This is a genomic window from Dinghuibacter sp. (assembly GCF_035492835.1).
Lineage (GTDB): Bacteria > Bacteroidota > Bacteroidia > Chitinophagales > Chitinophagaceae > Dinghuibacter.
This window is the reverse complement of sequence record NZ_DATJIY010000013.1, coordinates 24,483-41,818: the sequence shown is the minus strand read 5'-3', so window position 1 is coordinate 41,818 and position 17,336 is coordinate 24,483. Positions and strand designations below refer to the sequence as shown.

16 protein-coding genes are annotated in these 17,336 nt (G+C 60.2%); 6 read left to right on the top strand and 10 right to left on the bottom strand.

The annotated features are described in order from the left end of the window. Positions 1-3: 3 nt before the first annotated feature. The 3 genes from VL547_RS01170 to VL547_RS01160 are packed head-to-tail and all read left to right on the top strand — an operon-like array spanning position 4 to position 3,954. Positions 4-1,005 (top strand): 4-hydroxyproline epimerase, encoded by a 1,002-nt coding sequence (locus tag VL547_RS01170; protein WP_325574284.1) that lies wholly within the window; start codon positions 4-6, stop codon positions 1,003-1,005. A gap of 3 nt (positions 1,006-1,008) precedes the next feature. Beyond that, entirely contained in the window at positions 1,009-2,241 is a 1,233-nt protein-coding gene (locus VL547_RS01165; RefSeq protein ID WP_325574282.1) for an NAD(P)/FAD-dependent oxidoreductase, read from the top strand. 9 nt (positions 2,242-2,250) lie between these two features. Next, positions 2,251-3,954 (top strand): DUF885 family protein, encoded by a 1,704-nt coding sequence (locus VL547_RS01160; protein ID WP_325574281.1) that lies wholly within the window; start codon positions 2,251-2,253, stop codon positions 3,952-3,954. A gap of 218 nt (positions 3,955-4,172) precedes the next feature. Here VL547_RS01160 and VL547_RS01155 read toward each other — a convergent pair whose 3' ends face one another. From VL547_RS01155 to VL547_RS01145, 3 genes are all read right to left on the bottom strand, one after another. Then, positions 4,173-4,643: a helix-turn-helix domain-containing protein gene (locus tag VL547_RS01155; protein WP_325574278.1), complete on the bottom strand. Its 471-nt coding sequence runs from the start codon at positions 4,641-4,643 to the stop codon at positions 4,173-4,175. Between the two features lie 59 nt (positions 4,644-4,702). Next, positions 4,703-5,275 carry a Crp/Fnr family transcriptional regulator gene (locus VL547_RS01150; RefSeq protein ID WP_325574276.1) on the bottom strand — a complete coding sequence of 191 codons (573 nt, stop codon included), beginning with the start codon at positions 5,273-5,275 and terminating at the stop codon, positions 4,703-4,705. A gap of 69 nt (positions 5,276-5,344) precedes the next feature. Next, positions 5,345-6,136, bottom strand: a complete 792-nt coding sequence (locus VL547_RS01145; protein WP_325574274.1) for a response regulator transcription factor — start codon at positions 6,134-6,136, stop codon at positions 5,345-5,347. 79 nt (positions 6,137-6,215) lie between these two features. Here VL547_RS01145 and VL547_RS01140 point away from each other — a divergent pair, with 79 nt between their 5' ends. Further along, complete coding sequence (locus VL547_RS01140; protein ID WP_325574272.1) at positions 6,216-7,037, top strand: HAMP domain-containing sensor histidine kinase; 822 nt, start codon at positions 6,216-6,218, stop codon at positions 7,035-7,037. Positions 7,038-7,162: 125 nt separating this feature from the next. Here the strand turns inward: VL547_RS01140 and VL547_RS01135 are convergent, their stop codons facing one another. The 5 genes from VL547_RS01135 to VL547_RS01115 all read right to left on the bottom strand — a co-directional run bounded on the left by VL547_RS01135 (position 7,163) and on the right by VL547_RS01115 (position 11,590). Continuing rightward, positions 7,163-7,447, bottom strand: a complete 285-nt coding sequence (locus tag VL547_RS01135) for a hypothetical protein (protein WP_325574270.1) — start codon at positions 7,445-7,447, stop codon at positions 7,163-7,165. Between the two features lie 178 nt (positions 7,448-7,625). Further along, positions 7,626-7,850 carry a hypothetical protein gene (locus VL547_RS01130; RefSeq protein WP_325574268.1) on the bottom strand — a complete coding sequence of 75 codons (225 nt, stop codon included), beginning with the start codon at positions 7,848-7,850 and terminating at the stop codon, positions 7,626-7,628. Positions 7,851-7,913: 63 nt separating this feature from the next. Then, entirely contained in the window at positions 7,914-8,186 is a 273-nt protein-coding gene (locus tag VL547_RS01125; RefSeq protein ID WP_325574266.1) for a helix-turn-helix transcriptional regulator, read from the bottom strand. 82 nt (positions 8,187-8,268) lie between these two features. Next, positions 8,269-10,452 (bottom strand): peptidase domain-containing ABC transporter, encoded by a 2,184-nt coding sequence (locus VL547_RS01120; RefSeq protein ID WP_325574264.1) that lies wholly within the window; start codon positions 10,450-10,452, stop codon positions 8,269-8,271. A 4-nt stretch (positions 10,453-10,456) separates the two neighbouring features. After that, positions 10,457-11,590, bottom strand: coding sequence for an HlyD family secretion protein (locus VL547_RS01115; RefSeq protein WP_325574262.1), 1,134 nt, complete (start codon positions 11,588-11,590; stop codon positions 10,457-10,459). A gap of 99 nt (positions 11,591-11,689) precedes the next feature. On the opposite strand from VL547_RS01115, the gene VL547_RS01110 reads away from it, so the two are divergent. Together VL547_RS01110 and VL547_RS01105 are read left to right on the top strand one after the other, a co-directional pair. After that, positions 11,690-12,466, top strand: a complete 777-nt coding sequence (locus VL547_RS01110; protein ID WP_325574260.1) for a class I SAM-dependent methyltransferase — start codon at positions 11,690-11,692, stop codon at positions 12,464-12,466. A gap of 79 nt (positions 12,467-12,545) precedes the next feature. Then, on the top strand, positions 12,546-14,588 hold the full coding sequence (locus VL547_RS01105) for a sensor histidine kinase (RefSeq protein WP_325574258.1): 2,043 nt from the start codon (positions 12,546-12,548) through the stop codon (positions 14,586-14,588). Here VL547_RS01105 and VL547_RS01100 read toward each other — a convergent pair. Together VL547_RS01100 and tkt are read right to left on the bottom strand one after the other, a co-directional pair. Further along, positions 14,563-15,246: a hypothetical protein gene (locus VL547_RS01100; protein ID WP_325574256.1), complete on the bottom strand. Its 684-nt coding sequence runs from the start codon at positions 15,244-15,246 to the stop codon at positions 14,563-14,565. The genes VL547_RS01105 and VL547_RS01100 overlap by 26 nt on opposite strands. 96 nt (positions 15,247-15,342) lie before the next feature. Continuing rightward, the gene (tkt, locus tag VL547_RS01095; protein WP_325574254.1) at positions 15,343-17,334 is read right to left on the bottom strand and encodes a transketolase; all 1,992 of its coding nucleotides are present in this window, start codon (positions 17,332-17,334) and stop codon (positions 15,343-15,345) included. Positions 17,335-17,336: the final 2 nt, after the last annotated feature.

Here is a 17,336-nt window from a genome sequence, read left to right as displayed (position 1 = left end):
ACTATGAAGAAAACGTTTTTTTGCATCGACGCCCATACCTGCGGGAATCCCGTACGCCTGGTCGCCGGCGGCGGACCGCCGCTCCAGGGGGAATCGATGAGCGAACGTCGCCAGCACTTCCTCCGGGAGTACGACTGGATCCGCAAGGGGCTGATGTTCGAGCCCAGGGGCCACGACATGATGAGCGGCAGCATCCTCTATACGCCGCTGGACCCGGACAACGACGTGGCGGTGCTCTTCATCGAAACCAGCGGTTGCCTGCCCATGTGCGGGCACGGCACCATCGGTACCATTACCATCGCCATCGAAGAAGGTCTCGTCGTTCCCCGGACCCCCGGCATCGTCCGGATGGAAGCGCCCGCGGGCCTGGTACTCATCGAATACCGGCAGGAGGGCAAAAAGGTACGCAGCGTCAAACTGACCAACGTGCCTTCCTATCTGGCCGCGACAGACATCCCCGTGGACTGCCCGGACCTGGGGCGGCTATACGTGGACGTGAGCTATGGCGGGAACTTCTATGCCATCGTCGATCCCCAGGAAAACTTCCGGGGTCTCCAGGACTATCACGCGGATCAGCTGATCGCGTGGTCCCGGGTGCTGCGCGACCGGATCAACGCCGCTCATACCTTTGTCCACCCCAATAACCCGACCATCCGCGGTTGTTCGCACATCCTTTGGGCGGGGTCGGTCCTCGACCCGTCTTCTACCGCGCGGAACGCCGTTTTCTATGGAGACAAAGCGATCGACCGCAGTCCCTGCGGCACCGGTACGTCGGCCCGGATGGCGCAGTGGTTCGCCAAGGGGAAGCTCGGCGTCGGCGAGCCCTTTGTGCACGAGAGCATCATCGGTTCGCGGTTTACGGGACGCATCGAGGGCACGGCGTCGGTCGGCGGCCGGCCCGCCATCATCCCCAGCATCGAAGGCTGGGCCAGGATTTATGGATATAATACGATCACGATAGACCCGGAGGACGATCCGTATGCGTTCGGGTTTCAAGTTATATAACGTATGAGGGCTGTTGTTATCGGTGGCGGCATTATTGGTCTTTGTTCCGCGTGGTACTTGCGGGAATCCGGCTGGGACGTGACCGTCGTCGACCGTTCGGACCTGGAGGACAACTGCTCCTACGGCAACCTGGGTATGATCGTGCCCAGTCACTTCGTGCCGCTCGCGGCTCCGGGTATCGTGCTCCAGGGGCTGAAATGGATGTTCGATTCGGGCAGCCCGTTCTATGTACAGCCTTCGCTGAATCCGGCGTTGTTGTCCTGGGGATGGAAGTTTACGCGCTCGGCCACGCGGGCCCACGTGGACCATGCGGCGCCGTTCCTGCGCGACCTGAACCTATACAGCAAAGGGTTGTACGAGGCGATGGCCTTTGACATGGATCTAACGCACAAGGGTATCCTGATGTACTTCAAGACGTCGCGTACCGGCGATGAAGAGATACACCTGGCGGGCAAGGCGCGCGGGCTCGGTCTCGACGCGGAAGCCCTGTCGCCGGAGGGCCTCCGCGTGTTGGAGCCCGGTCTCGGGATGGACGTCCTCGGGGCGGTCCACTACCGCTGTGACGCGCACCTGTCGCCGCACAAGCTGATGCCGCAACTCATCGGGGGGCTGCGGGCGGGCGGCGTGGAGTTTGCGCTCGGGTCGGCGGTGGAACGGATTGAGACGGCTCACAGCCGCGTCATGGCGGTACACACGTCGGCGGGCTCCTATACGGCCGACCGGTTTGTCCTCGCGGGCGGTTCCTGGTTGCCTTCGCTGGCGCGCATGGCGGGTCTGACGATCCCCCTGATGCCGGGCAAGGGCTACTCCTTTACCCTCGACAAACCCGCCGTGCGGCTAAACATCCCCGCGATCCTTTGCGAGGCGCGGGTGGCGATCACACCCATGGGCGGTTCCATGCGCTATGGGGGCACCATGGAAATCGCGCCGGTGAACGAAAGGATACGGATGAACCGCGTCCAGGCCATCGTCGAGGCGGTGCCGCGGTACTTTCCCGGCATACGGCTCCAAACGCCCACCGAAAACGAAGTCTGGTACGGCTTCCGGCCCTGCTCGCCCGACGGGCTGCCGTACATCGGGCCGGCCAAAGGGCTGGAGAACCTGCTCGTCGCGGGCGGCCATTCGATGATGGGGTTGAGCCTCGGGCCAGCCACGGGGAAGGTGATCGCGGACATGGCGGCGGGACGTAAGCCGGAAGTGCCGGTAGAAGCGTTCCGGGCGGACAGGTTTTCGTAATTTTCCCATATGATACGCATTTTGACCGTCGCGATCTGCCTCTACGCGACCTCCGCTGTCGCGCAGGCGAACGTTTTCCTTCCATGCACCCAGATGCCCGAGATCATCCAGCTCTTCAAGGCCGATCATGACGCCCTGGACCGGTTTTATTTTGTGGAGTACTCCCCCGAACGCGGGGCGCGCTACCAGGAACTTTGCCGCGGGTACCTCGACCGGCTGTCGGCTATCGACTATAATACCCTGAGCACCGGTTGCAAGGTGGACTATATCCTTTTCCGCCGGGACCTGCGGGAAGAAATCCACCGGTACGACGAAGAGGAGCGGAACTATACCGCCCTGCACGCCTCCTGGTTCCCCTTTGCCGACACCCTCTACGCGATGGAAAAGGCGCGACGCCGGGGTAAAAAGCCCGATGCCCGGCTTGTAGCGTATGATTTCGACCAGATCACCCGGCAGATACGGCAACTGCAGGGTAAGCTGGCCGCGGCCCCGGAAATCGGCGTGACCCAGGTGCGCTCGGCGCGCCGGATCATCGAGGGGCTCAAGTACGCCGCGGGCAGCGTGTTTAAATTCTACAACGGGTACGACCCGGACTTCAGCTGGTGGGTCCCCATGCCCTACGCCGCGCTGGACAGCATCCTCGGTGTTTATGCGTCCGCCTGGGACCAAAAGCTCAAAGGGCTGAGGACGGACAGCTCCGGGATCGTCGGCCAACCCATCGGCAAGGACGAGATCGTCCGCCAGCTCGGTTACGAAATGATCCCTTACAGCCCGGGGGAGCTGATCGCCATCGCGAACAAGGAATTCGCCTGGTGCGACCGCGAAATGCTCAAGGCTTCCCGCGAGATGGGTTTCGGGGACGACTGGAAGGCCGCGCTGGAGAAGGTGAAGAACACCTACGTTCCGCCGGGCGACCAGCCCGGGGCCATGATGGACCTGTACGATCAGTCCATCGCTTTTCTAAAGGCCAAAGACCTGGTCACTATCCCGCCGCTGGCCGACGAAACCTGGCGCATGGCGATGATGAGCCCCCAGCTGCAACAAATCCTGCCGTTTTTTTACGGAGGCGAGGAATTCAGCATCGCCTACCCTACCAATACGATGTCCTACGAAGACCGGATGATGAGCATGCGGGGCAACAACCCGCACTTCAGCCGGGCCACCGTCCACCACGAGCTCATCGCCGGTCACTACCTCGAGCAGTTCAGCTGCGAACACTATAAGACCTATCGTCACTTCGAAACCCCGTTCTGGACCGAAGGCTGGTCGCTCTACTGGGAACGCCTCCTTTGGAGCCTCGATTTTCCCCGCGACGCCGAAGACCGCGTCGGCATGCTGTTCTGGCGGATGCACCGCTGCGCGCGGATCATCTTCTCCCTCAACTACCACCTCGGCAACTGGACCCCGCAGCAATGCATCGACTTCCTCGTGGACCGCGTCGGCTTTGAGCGCGCCAATGCCACCGGCGAAGTCCGCCGCTCTTTCCAGGGAGGCTATAGCCCGCTCTACCAGGTCGCCTATATGATCGGCGGGCTCCAGTTCGAGGCGCTGAAACACGAGCTCGTCGACAGCGGCCGGCTCAGCTATAAAGAGTATCACGACGCCGTGATGCACGAGAACAATATTCCGATCGAGATGCTGCGGTGTATCTTGTTAAATGCGCCGCCGGCGAAGGACTTCACGACGCACTGGAGGTTTTATCCGTTGCCGTAGGTCGGTGCGGCCGCGTGGCGCAATGGCACGTCCGTAAAAAAAATGGGGGGCTTCGGTAGATACCGGAGCCCCCAACCTGCTACAAAACTCACATTGCAAACCTGCCCATGAAAAGAGCGTTAACCAGATTTGTAAAACAAAGATAGAAGCAAGCAAGGCCGGCGGCTTGCCGGATTTATTCAAAATGTTGTAATCTTTCGTCACGGCGTGCAGCGCGGTCAGGCTACCTGCCCCGAAAGCACCATGCGCGGCGGCACGCCATAGCGCTCCTTGTAGCACTTGCTGAAATATGAGAGCGAGCTAAAACCGGTTTCATACGCCACGTCCTTGACGCGACCGTAATTCTGGGCCAGCAGGAGCGCGGCGCGCTCGAGCCGGAGGTTGAAGACGTATTTCATCGGTGAGAGTCCGTATGCGCGGTAGCAAAGACGGCCCAGGGTGGAGACGCTCAGGTTCATGCGGTCGGCCAGGTGCCCCACGGTGAGGGCGGGATTGGATGTCTCTTCCAACGCCACCTGTTCAAACTGCTGCCGCCATTCGACGTCGTAGCCCTGGGGTATGCGCAACAACAATTCCACTTTGCGCAACAATTGGTGGACTTGGGTGTCGGTGCGTTTTCCGGCTAGCAGAATATTGGTTATTATCAGGTCGTCACCCACGATCCTGACCTCGCTGTTCTTGCATTGCATGGCAACTCCTCTATTGTATACAATGTAATTTTTTTCGGACTCCAATCCGTTAAACTTGTTTAAGATTTCGACAGACGGCGCCGGACTTTGCTCAGGCCCACTGGTGTGATGCCGAGATAGGAAGCGATCAGGTATTGGGGAACGCGCTGGAAGAGTTGTGGGCGGCTGGCGAGCAGCTTACGGTAACGAACCTCCGCACTGTCGTTCTTATGCGATGCCAGGTAGTACATCAGACGCACGCAGGTGCGCTCCGTCAGCAACCTGCTGATCCGTTCGAGACCGGGGATATCTTCGTAAAGACCCTCGATGTCGTCGTAGGAGAGGCTCTCCAGGGTGGTTTCTTCAAGGGCGCGGACATATTGGTTCGACCGCCGGCCCGTCAGGTAGCTGTAGTGGTCGCACATCAATTCCCCTTCGAAAAAAAATTGGGAGACCACTTCTTTCCCCCCCTCCAGGGTATAAAGGAAACAGCCTCCCTTCTGTACATAGTACATATCACGGAACACGCTGCCTGCCCGGAACAGGACCTCATTCTTCTGCACGGTCCTGCTTTTGATATAAGGCCTCAACCGTTCCAGGGATAAGGTGTAGTCGGGCGCTACTTGCGCCAGGTATTCAATAAAGTCAGCCATAGAGGAAGCAAAACGCCATTACTCGGCGCAAGCTACCGACAGCCCGCCGGAAGGAGTTGTACTTTTTAGTCAAAAAGTTGACCGGTGCCCGGCGCCCGTGGCGCGGGGCGGTTTGCCGAACTTCGCCTTGTAGCATTTCGAGAAGTAGGAAAGGGAGCTGAAACCGGTTTCATAGGCGATATCCTTCACCCGCCCGTAGTTCTGTTCCAGGAGCACCGAGGCTTTGAGCAACCGGAGGTGCAGGATGTACTTCATCGGGGTCATAGAATAGGTCTTGTCGCACCAGCGTTCCAGGGTGCTGACGCTGCAGTTCAGCACCGCGGCGATGTCGCTCACCTTTACCGAGGAATTATAGGCCAGCTCCTCGACCACTTGCTCGAAGCGCGCGCGGAATTTGAGGTCGAAGTTGCCTTGTGCGACGTCGGGCGCCTTTTTGTCGAAGACCAGCTTGTTGGCCCGCCGGATCGAAATATGGTTCCTGAGTGCCAGGAGGTTCTCCACCTTGAAGCGGAGGGTCTGCAGGCTTACGGGCTTGGTGATGAAATCATTGGCGCCAAAACGGAGGGCGTCGAGCGCCTTGTCCTCGTCCTGGAGACCCGAGATGGTCAGGATGGGAACATGCAGGTATTGCGCGTGGCGCCTCAGGAACCGTATGATGTCGAACCCGCTCTGGCCGCCTGGCAGCATGACGTCGGTGATGACAAGGTCCGGGATCTCCTGCTCCAGCAGGAGTATGCCCTCCCGGACCGAGGTGACCAGCGATACCGTATATGCATTCCCAAAAAAAATCTCGAGCTGCTCCCCCAGGACAAAATCATCTTCAATAATGATTATACGCGTCTCTTTCTCTTTATCGCCCATATCCCCCCGGGTTTTGTTTCCTTTTTAAATTTAGGAAACATTGTGTAATTGTGCATGTCTGACGAAAAAATGCAACAAGATGCCCAAATTCTGCAAACCTATCAACGCGCCTAGTCGTTCCTTTGTGCGGTCAACGTATGAAGAAGCCCCTATTTCCGGCGCCTGGAATACTCCGGGCGCCCTTTTTTTATTGTACATTGGGGCGCCTCCGCTGGCGCATTATGACATGATAATTACGGATGATTTCATCGACATGCTCCTCCACGACCTCGGGAACCACCTCTCCGCCACGCAATCTTTTCTGGAACTGCAGCTTTCCGGATCGCTGGCGCCCGAGCAAAGCAGGCAATTGTCCCGCAACCTCTATGACCTCACCAAGAACACGTCCACCAGCGTCACCAATTTGTTGTTGTGGTCCCGACTTACGGGCGGCAACCTTCCGACAAATATCGTAAGAACTTCGCTGTCGCTGGCTTTTGAGCACGTGCTCGACCATGAACAATCGATTGCGCAAAATAAACGGGTATCGCTCGTGGTGCCGGCGTCGCCGCCCTACCCCATCCTGGCCGACCCGCTGCGGTTACAGCTGATCCTCCGCAACCTCGTCAACAACGCCCTCAAGTTCACCGCCGCGGGCGGGGAGGTGTCCTTGTCCACCTATGCTTCCCCCGGTGAAGCCATCGTTTGCGTCCGGGACACGGGGACGGGTATCGCCCCCTCTCGATTGCCCGGTCTTTTCACCCTGGCCTCCGACCCCACGCCCGGCACCCGCAACGAAAAGGGTCTCGGTCTCGGGTTGCGCCTCTGCGCCCGCCTCACCGCCCTCCAGCACGGCCGCCTTTGGTGCGAAAGCACCCCCGGCGAAGGGAGTCGGTTTTTCCTGGCGCTGCCGCTGGCATAGGCACTGCCGCTGGCATAGGCGCTGCGTCGGGCGAAGCGCATTAAACGCGAGAACCCCGGCAGACGCCGGGGCTCTTGACAAATGAAAATTCACGGCTTGTTCCTACATATAGAGGGCTTAATCTCTTACAGATTGATCCCGCCACCCAGGAGGCCGTTGCCGGAACCGCCCAGCAAACCGCCGCCCAGCAAGCTGCCGCCGCCCAGGCCATTCAGCGCGGAGTCGGCGTTGGTAGCGGCGTCGGTGACCGTCTTGCTCGTGGCTGCCAGGAGGGCGGCCAGGGTTACGGTCAGGTCGGAAAGTAGCCCGGAGATCAGCGGATTGAGGCTGCTGACCCCTGCGCCCCCTTGTACCGAAATGAGTTCTTCAGAGGAGAGCGACTCGAAACTGTCGATGTACAGCGTTTTCATACAACGTTTGATTTTTGAAAAGGTTATTATATAGATTTCCTTACTAAATTATTCATAAGGTTTATAATAGCCCAAAACGCGCGGCTATACAAAATAGCGCCGGGGGTTAAAGCGCGGAGGCGCTGCGCAAAAAAAAGTGCGCCAGCTTTCGCCGGCGCACCGAGACATTGCATGATCTTTAGAGCCCTCCGAGACCGAGGCCGCCGAGACCCAGGCCGCCCAGTCCGAGGCTGCCAAGACCGAGACCGGACACCACGTCATTGACGGTGGTCATAACGTCGCCCAGCGCGTCGGACGCGGTCTTGGTAACATCGGCCACGATGGTGCCCAGCAACTGGCTGGGGTCGGGAAGACCTGCTCCGCCATTGACGGAGATCATGTCTTGAAGCGAAAGTTCCTTCATAAAAGAGAGATTAGGTGTGTCGCAAATCTATACTTCGGATTCCTGTCACACAAACCCATACGGCTATATCGCATAGCCGGTAGCGCTGACATCAGGCAGGCTCGGGCGCGTCTCTCCCTCCATGAGATCCACGGGCGAAACCTGCAGCAATTCAGCGATCTTGAAGAAGCGCTCCATGGTTAGCGGCGTCTTGCCGGATTCCAGCTTGCTAAAGGCGTTTTGGGAAATACCCAGCTTGTAGGCCATGAAGTCCTGCGAATACTCGCGGATGCGCCGGAGGCTGTGGATGCTTTCCAACACGGTTTTTGTGCAAGGGGTGTTTTGTTTCATATACATAGTCAAAAAAATTCACTCTCAAAAGCGGGGGCAAAGGCCGCCAGGCAAAAGCCCGGCTCAAAGGCCGCCAGGCAAAAGCACCTCAGGTCGCCGCCCCCTGGTGCCGCCGCCACAAGTGCGCATACACCTCGCTGGATACCAGCAGCTCCCCGTGCGTCCCCTGATCGACCAGGCGCCCCTCGTGGAGCACGACGATCGAATCGGCGTGCATCACCGTGCTGAGCCGGTGGGCGATCACGAGCACGGTCTTGCCCGCGGTCCGCAAGGTGCGCACGGCGTCCTGGACCAGTTGATCGCTGATCGGGTCCAGCGCGGAGGTGGCCTCGTCCAGGACGAGGATGTCGGGGTCCCGGTACAGCGCGCGGGCGATGGCCAGGCGCTGGCGCTGGCCGCCGGAGAGGTTGACGCCGTGTTCCCCGAGCAGGGTCTGGAATCCCAGGGGGAGCTTTTCGATAAAGTCAGTGATACCCAGCAAGCGCGTGATCCGCAGGACTTCGCGCAGGTCCGGCTCGTATTCCCCCACCGCGATGTTCTCCAGGATCGTGCCCGCGAAGAGGTCGATCTGCTGAGGCACCACGCCCACGCGCCGGCGCAGCGAAGCGGGGCTCGCATACCGCACGTCCATATCCCCGATCGTTACGTGGCCCGATTGCAGCGGGTAAAGGTTTTGCAGGATGGCAGCCAGCGTGGACTTACCCGAGCCGCTCTCCCCCACCACCGCGGTGATCTGGCCGCGACGGACCACGAGGTTGAAGTCCCGGAATACCTCGACCCGCGTACCGTAACGGAAGCACACGTCCCGGAACTGGATGTCCCCGATCATATCGGGCGTAAGGGTAAAGGACTCGCCCTGCTGCTCCTGCTCCACATCGAGTATTTCAAAAAGCCGGTCGGCGGCGATCAACGCGTTCTGGATGCTGGTGTTGGCGCCGATGAGGCTTAGCGCGGGACCCGTAAAGTAACCGAGCAGGGCATAGAAGGACAAGAGCTCGCCCGGGCTGAGCGCGTGGTCCAGGACGAACAGCGATCCGGTCCACAACAGCGCCACGGTAACGGCCCCGGTACAAAACGACGCGGCCGTCCCGATATAGATGTTCCCCGACGACGCCTGGAAGACGGTGCGGAGCAGCTGTACAAAACGTGTCTCCGTCCGCTCGTTGGAAAAACCCTCGAGCCCGAACGCCTTGATCGTGGACACCGCGTTCAGGGACTCCACGACGTGGCTGTTCAGGTCGGCGCTGTTTTCCATGAGACGGCGCTGGAGCTTTTTGTTGAGGAGGTCGCTCGCTTTATACACCAGCGCATATACCGGCAGGATGACCAGCATCAGCAACGCCAGCCGCCAATAGTAGAGGAACATCAGCGAAAACGAGAAGGCCACCACAAAAACGTTTACGACCATTGTGATCGCCACCTCGTTGATAAAGGTCCGGATTTTGACCGCGTCGTTGATCCGCGAGATGATCTCGCCCACGCGCATGGTGTCGAAAAAGCGCTGGGGCAGGCTGAGCACGTGTTTGTAATAGCCGAGGATCAGACGGGCGTCGATCTGCTGACCGGTTTTTAGCGCAAACATGCTTTTGACGTTGCCGATCACCGCCTGGAGGACGAGGACGGCCAGCATCCCTAAGCTGAGGGTGGTTAGGAGCCCCTTGTTGCCCTCCACGAGCACATTGTCGACGATTTTCTGGACATAGATCGAAGTCGAGAGCCCGAGCACGGTGTAAGCCATAGCGCCCACCAGCGCCTGGAGACAGACCGAACGGTGCGGCGCCAGCAGCCGCCAGAAACGCTGGAAATGCGAGCCCTTGAAGTTCCCCGGACGGAAATCCGCGCCGGGCAGCAGCAGCAACGCGACCCCGGTCCAGCGCGCGCGAAAATCGTCGAGGGAAAAGCGATGGAATTGCCCGTCCGCCGGGTCCATGACCCGGACGTACCGGCGGCCAACGGCGAAAAGAACATAATAGTGCGCCAGACCGCCGGGCAAGACGACATGCACGATCGCGGGCAACGGTATGCGCGCCAGCCCCTCCAGCGGCCCCTTCACGCCCTTGGCCTGAAAGCCCAGCCGCTCGGCGGCTTCGACGAGCCCCAGCACGTTGGTGCCCCGGGTGTCGGTGGAGGCGTACTGGCGAACGCGCGCCACGGGCAGCGACAAGCGGTAGAACGCGGCCACGGACACCAGGCAGGCGGCGCCGCAGTCGGTAACGTCCCGTTGACGGACCCGGGTGCGCGATGTATGCCAAAAAAATTTCGGATGGGGCATGGGCTCAGGATTTTAACCAGTCGCTGGTTCGGTCATACAAAAGCTGGTAGAGCGTCCGGCGCGTCAGCAGGAAACGGGCCTGGAGCGTCATACCTTTTTTCAACGAACCCCTCGGACCGCCGCGCATCTCCAGGTAGGTTTTGGCAAAACTGCAACGGACCTTGAAGACGGGTTTGGCGTCCTGTATGATAAAGTCGTTCCCGATGGATACGACTTTTCCCTGGACGACGCCCCAATCGTTGTAGTTGAAGGCGTCCACCTGGCAACGCACGGTCATGCCGGGGTGGAGATACCCGATGTCCCTGGGGGATACGTAACATTCGGCGACGATGTTGGAATCGGGCGACACGATACCGAGTATCTCGCCGGCCTGGACGTACCCTCCGGCGGATCGTCCGTCAAACTGCTGGAGCGTGCCGGACAGGGGAGCGCGGATCAGCGAGGCCGACTCTTCCTGTTTCAGGGCGCTGGCGTCGGCGCCCAAGCCGCCGGCCTCCATGCGCATCCGCCCCAGCTGTTCCTCCCAGTCGCTCCGCTGCTGGTCTATCGTGGACTGATAGGCGGCCAGCGCCTTGTCATATTCGTATTGCTTGTCCTGGAATTCTTTGGGGGCGATGACTTTCTCGTTGAGGAGCGTCCGGTCGGTGGTCACCTCCGTCCGCAGCTTGGACAGCGTGGTGCGTTGCTCCGCCAGTTGGGACTGATAGCGGGCATACTGACCGCGGTATTGGGCGGAAGCCAGTTCTCCCGGGCCGCCGCCGCGCGTCAGCACGGAAAGATCGTGTATGTATTTTTCGTGCTCGCCGAGGTCGTAGTCGGTTTGCGCGAGCTTGCTGCCCGTCACCTCCTGGCGAAGCCGTAGCAGCACCTGGCCCTGACGGACGGCGCTACCGTCGGTAACGAGCACCTCGGCGATCGTGCCCGCGGAAGGACTGCGCACCTCCGTTTTTTCAGCAACGGGACGCACCAGACCGGGCGCATTAAGCGAAACGTCTACCTTGATGTAAAAAAGGGATACGATGCCCGCGCACACCGCCGTAAGCAGCAAGGCGTACATCAACTGTCCCCTGACCGTCACTCTGGGCAGCCAGGAAAAGGTGGAATTCTCAAGGATAGCCGCTGGAAACAACTGAGCCATAACCAACACTTAGCGGGAAATTAGCGCTTTATCTACTCCGGTAGTAAAGCCCCGCTTAAACTGAATGAAATGAACCGAAAAGACTACCTTTAGGACACTATGGACACCTCCTCCCTTCACCCTACGCAGCGGTTTTCCGACCGGGTGGATAACTACGTGAAGTACCGCCCTAGTTACCCGCAGGCCATTGTTGCCTATCTGCGGGAGACCATACACCTCAACCGCAAAAGCGGCATTGCCGACATCGGTTCGGGCACCGGAATTTTTACGGAGATACTCCTCAAGCACGGCTTTACCGTCACCGGCGTGGAGCCCAACGAAGCCATGCGGCAGGCGGGCGAAAACTACCTGTCGCACTTCCACCACTTCACGAGCAGGGACGGTCGGGCAGAAGCCACCGGGTTACCCGACCATTCGATCGACCTGGTGACAGCCGCGCAGGCCTTTCACTGGATGGAACCCGCCGCGACACGGAAGGAGTTCTTCCGCATCCTCAAACCCGGGGGGCACGTCCTGCTGGTTTGGAATGTGCGTCTCCTGGACACCCCTTTCCTGAAAGCCGTCGATGACCTCAAACGGCAGCGCGGCAAAAACTACGACGCCATCCACGGCAGCCACGCCGACGAGCCCTCGATCCAGTCGTTCTTCGCCCCTGCCGACATTCGTCAGAAGTCCTTCCGACACGACCAGATCATGGATTACGACGCGCTGCTCGGACAGATGCTGTCTTCGTCCTATATGCCGCAGGAAGGACAGCCCGGCTACGAAGACATGATCGCCGACCTGGGGGAAATCTTCCAGCGCTACAATGAAAATGGCGCCGTGCACATGGAGTACGAGACAAAGCTGTTCCTGGGGCAACTGCCGACGCCCTGACGAGGCACGGCGGCCGCGCAAAATGAACGAACCTATTACCGGGCATTTCGCTATCTTTCCTGACACCTGATAGCCTGCTATGCCCAGACCGGCCCTCATAACACTCCTATTGCCGCTAACCATCCTTTCCTGCCGGAGAACGGAGAAAGACTTGCCCGGTCATACGGCCATGCTCAACCGTGCCTTTTACAAGGGCGACTCCATTTCCGTTATGACCCATTCCGCGAAGGCGGCGGACTATATCGACTCCGTTTATGCGACGCTCCCCTGGAAAGACGCACACGACTTATACCGGCTTTATACCTTCAAGCGCTACGTCTACTTTAACGCCAACGACATCGCCCGGCAATTGCTCTATGCGGACAGCGCATTGGATGCCGTGAACGGGGAACCAGCCGATAAACAGCACTCGCTGGACTTTATCGGCGCACTTTGCATTAAAGGTGACGTGCTCGCCGCGACCCGGAACTACCGGGAGGCATTCGGTTATTATTTCCGCGCAAGACAACTAGGGGATAAAGACGGCGATAGCTGCAGCGGCGCCGGCTACTGTTCCTCCCTGGGCGTGACCTGTTACCGGCAAGGTCGCTATGTGGATGCCGCCCGTTATTTCCTGGAAGCCTATCGCAGGACCCTGAGCTGTCCCAGCCCCGACGCCTACGATCGCTTCGGTTTCCTCCAGGGCAGGCTGGACGATGTCGCCTTGGGCTACGCCGGCGCGGGCATGCTGGACAGCGCCATTTTCTTCTATGACAGCGCGCGCGATTTCATCCTGCACCGGCAAGGACCGTTTCTATCCAACCCAGCGCTGCGACAATTCATTGCCGCAGCGCTGGGGGTGATCGACGGGAACGAGGGTACGGCCCGGTACCGGCAAGGGGATACGGCCAGGGCCGAAGCCTTATTCCGGAAGAGCATGTCGCTGACGAGGGGACCGGAAACCGGGGACGCCCAATTTACCGGTATCAAGCTCGCACAGCTGTACCTGGATCAAAACCGCCTGCCCGAAGCGGAGAAGCAGCTTGCGTGGCTACGGCTCAGCCTGGACAGCCTGCCGCATCCGGATGCCGAGCTGCGCTACCTGCAAACATCCCGGCGGCTCAACGACCGGTTGGGCAGGTCAGACCTGGCCTACCGGGACCTCCAGGCATACATCCACCTCAAGGACTCACTGGCAAACGCCAGCCCCATCAATGCCCTCGACATCGACGAACAGCTCAAATATGTCCGCGCGGATTTCAACCTCCAGCTGCTACAGAAACGCGATGAGCTGAAAAACGTGTTGCTCATCGTAGCCACCCTCTTTACCGCCATGGCGCTGACGATCATATTGCTCGTCATCCAGAACGCCCGCCGCTCGAAGGCGCACGTTCGGACGCTGACCACCCGGAATCAGCAAATGCACAATGCCCTGAGCGCCCTGGAGCAAAGCCACAAGGAAAACGACCGCCTCCTCAAAATCATGGCCCACGACCTTCGCAACCCCATCGGCGCTACCGGCAGCATCGCGGCCGTGATCCTGGAAGAAACGGAGCTGGACGAAGAGCACCGGCGACTCCTGGAGCTCGTTCAGAAATCCGCGGAAAGCTCCCTCGAAATGATCACCGATCTCCTTCACGCCACCGGCGCACCGGGCAACCTCCAATTGGCGCCCGTGTACATGAAGGACCTGTTGCAATATTGTATCGAGCAACTGCGGTTTAAAGCCGAGGAAAAACGCCAGACCCTCCTGCTCCGGGCCGAGCCGCTGGTCCTGTCGCTGGACCGGGAAAAAATATGGAGGGTCGTCAGCAACCTCGTCACCAATGCCATCAAGTTTTCCCCCTCCGGCACCACTATCACCGTGGAGTTGTACCGCATGGACGACGAAGTACGGGTCTCCGTTACGGACGAAGGCATCGGCATACCAAAGGATATACAGGAAAAATTGTTCGACCTGCCGGGCCAGGGCAGGACGGGCACCTCGGGCGAAGAGTCCTTCGGGTTAGGGTTGGGCATCTCCAAGCAGATCGCGGAGGCCCACGGGGGAAGGCTTTGGTGCGAAACGCCGGCGACCGGTGGCACGACATTCATCATGGCGCTACCGGGAAAAACGCTCAGCTCCAGAATCCCTGACTCCTGATGCGGGCCGGCTCGACCCCCCATTCACCCAGCTGAAAGCGCATCCTGCGCACCATACCCGCGCCACCCACGACATAAAAGATACCGTCCTCGACCAGGTCGGGACGCTCGCGTACCCAATGGGGTAACGCGTCGACCGACGCAACGGAATCCATCGGCAACCGGAAGAAATCGGGGAAACAGGAACGGTGGGCCGCATCCTGCAATACCATCGCTCCATACAACGTGGAAGACCGCGGCAACAGCTGGCGGAACGCCAGGATATGACCCAGGCTGCTTTCGTCGCCCAGGCAAACGACCCTCGACCAGGGCGCGGGAGGATGTGGTGTCCGGCTGACGCCCGCGTAGTAGAGGAAGTCTCCTTCGCGCAAGTGTCGGGCCCACCGGCTGCCCGGCCCGTCATGAGCGGTATCGATATAAAGGGTGCAGGTCCGGGTGTGTCCATCCCATCCCGCGGCCGTGTAGTCACGAAAAGTATAAGAGGCGACCCTGCACTTGATGTGTTGGGCCTCATCCCAGCCCGACATATCCGTACCGGGCAAATGGAGGTCGACTTCGATCAGGGTGTCCGGCTCCCAGGCGCGTAGCCCGATGACGCGCCCACGGCGGAGTACCGTCCTTTCCAGGAGCCCGATAGTAGTGTTTGCAGCAGCGGTCATGTGATAAAATTAACGCTGCCACAAAACAACGCAATACCGCCGGACGGAGAATGAGACGAAACGCGGGAATCCTTGGATTATCCGCGGAAAAGTTGCCTACCGATTTAGTAACGCCTGCGCCATCGCCGCGACCTTTTCCACGGTGAACCCGTATTCTTTCATGACCGCGTCCCCCGGCGCCGACTCCCCGAAGGTATCGATCCCCAGCACGGCGCCGTCCTCGGTGACATACTTCAGCCAGCCCTGCGGCGAACCCGCTTCCACGGCAAGCCGGCGACGCAGACCGCGGGGGAGGACCTGGTCCTGGTAGGCCTTATCCTGGGCGTCGAAGAGCTCCCACGAGGGCATGCTAACGACCCTGACAGGGATGCCGCCCTGGAGGAGTCGTTCCTGGGCCTCGAGCAGGAGGTGGACTTCCGAGCCCGTGCCGATGAGGATAACCTTGGGCTCGCCCTGGGCTTCGGACAGGATATAAGCGCCCTTCATAGCGCCCTCCGCGGAGGCGTATTTACTTTGATCGATCACCGGGAGCCCCTGCCGCGTCAGCACCAGCAGGACGGGTCCGCCGGTATGTTCGAGCGCGGACCGCCAGGCATACGCGGTCTCGTTGGCGTCGGCCGGCCGGATGACGGTGATGCGTGGGATGGCGCGGAGCGCGGCCAGCTGCTCGACGGGTTGGTGCGTCGTACCGTCTTCCCCCAATCCTATACTGTCGTGCGTATACACGATGATGGGCCGGATCTTCATGATGGCCGCCAGACGGATCGGCGGCCGCATATAATCGGAGAAGATCAGGAAGGTCGCGCCATAGGGAATGATCCCTTTGGTCAGCACCATCCCGTTCAGGATCGCGCCCATCGCGTGCTCCCTGACGCCGAAGTGAAAATTCCGGCCGCCCCGGTCGGTGGCGCTGAAGGAAGTATACTTGTCGAGCTTCGTTTCCGTGGAGGGCGCCAGATCGGCCGCTCCGCCCATCAACAGGGGCAGGTCCTCCGCGATCGCGTTCAGCACCGAGCCGGATGCCTTCCGGGTGGCGATCTTTTTGTCTCCTGCCGGAAAAACGGGTAGCTTCTTCACCCACTCCCCGCCCAGGTTCCCTGCAGCCAGCCGTTCATACTCCGCCGCCTCGATGCCATACAGACGTTTATAGTCCGAATACAGTTTTCGCCAGACGTCCGCCTTTTTGGTGCCGTCCTCCCCTACCTTCCGGTAGTAATCGCGGACGTCGTCCGGGACGACGAAGTACCGGTTCGGGTCGAACCCGAAGCGTTCCTTGACCAGCTTCACCTCTTCCTCCCCCAGGGGGCTGCCGTGGGCTTCGGCGGTGTCCATCTTGTGGGGGCTGCCGTAGGCGATGTGCGTGCGGACCTTGATGAGCGACGGCCGGCGGGTCTCTTCCTTCGCATTCCTGACGGCCCCGGCTATCGCCTCCACGTCGTTGCCGTCGGCGATCTCCTGGACGTGCCAGCCATACGCCTGGAAACGGATCCCGGTGTCATCCCGGAACGTGATGTTCGTGTCGCCTTCTATGGAGATGTGGTTGTCGTCGTAGAGATAGATCAGGTTCCCCAGCTGGAGCGCCCCCGCGATCGAAGCGGCTTCGTGGCTGATGCCCTCCATCATGTCCCCGTCGCTGCAGATCGCATAGATGTGGTAGTCGAACAGCGGGAAGCCTTCGCGGTTGTAGCGGGCCGCCAGCGACTGTTGGGCGATCGCCATGCCGACGCCGTTGGCAAAACCCTGACCCAACGGCCCCGTGGTGACTTCTATACCCGGCAGCAGCCCGTATTCCGGGTGACCCGCGGCCCGGCTGTGTAGCTGACGGAAGCTCTTGAGGTCCTCCATCGTGACGTCGTATCCCGTCAGGTACAAATAGGCGTATTGCAGCATACACGCGTGCCCGGCCGAGAGGATGAACCGGTCCCTGCCTGGCCACCCGGGATCCTTGGGGTCATAGCGCATGGCCAGGGCCCAGAGAACGTGTCCCATGGGCGCGATACCCATCGGTGTGCCGGGGTGTCCGGAATTGGCTTTTTGAACGGCGTCCGCGGCGAGGACGCGCACGGTGTCGATGCAGCGTTGTATCATGG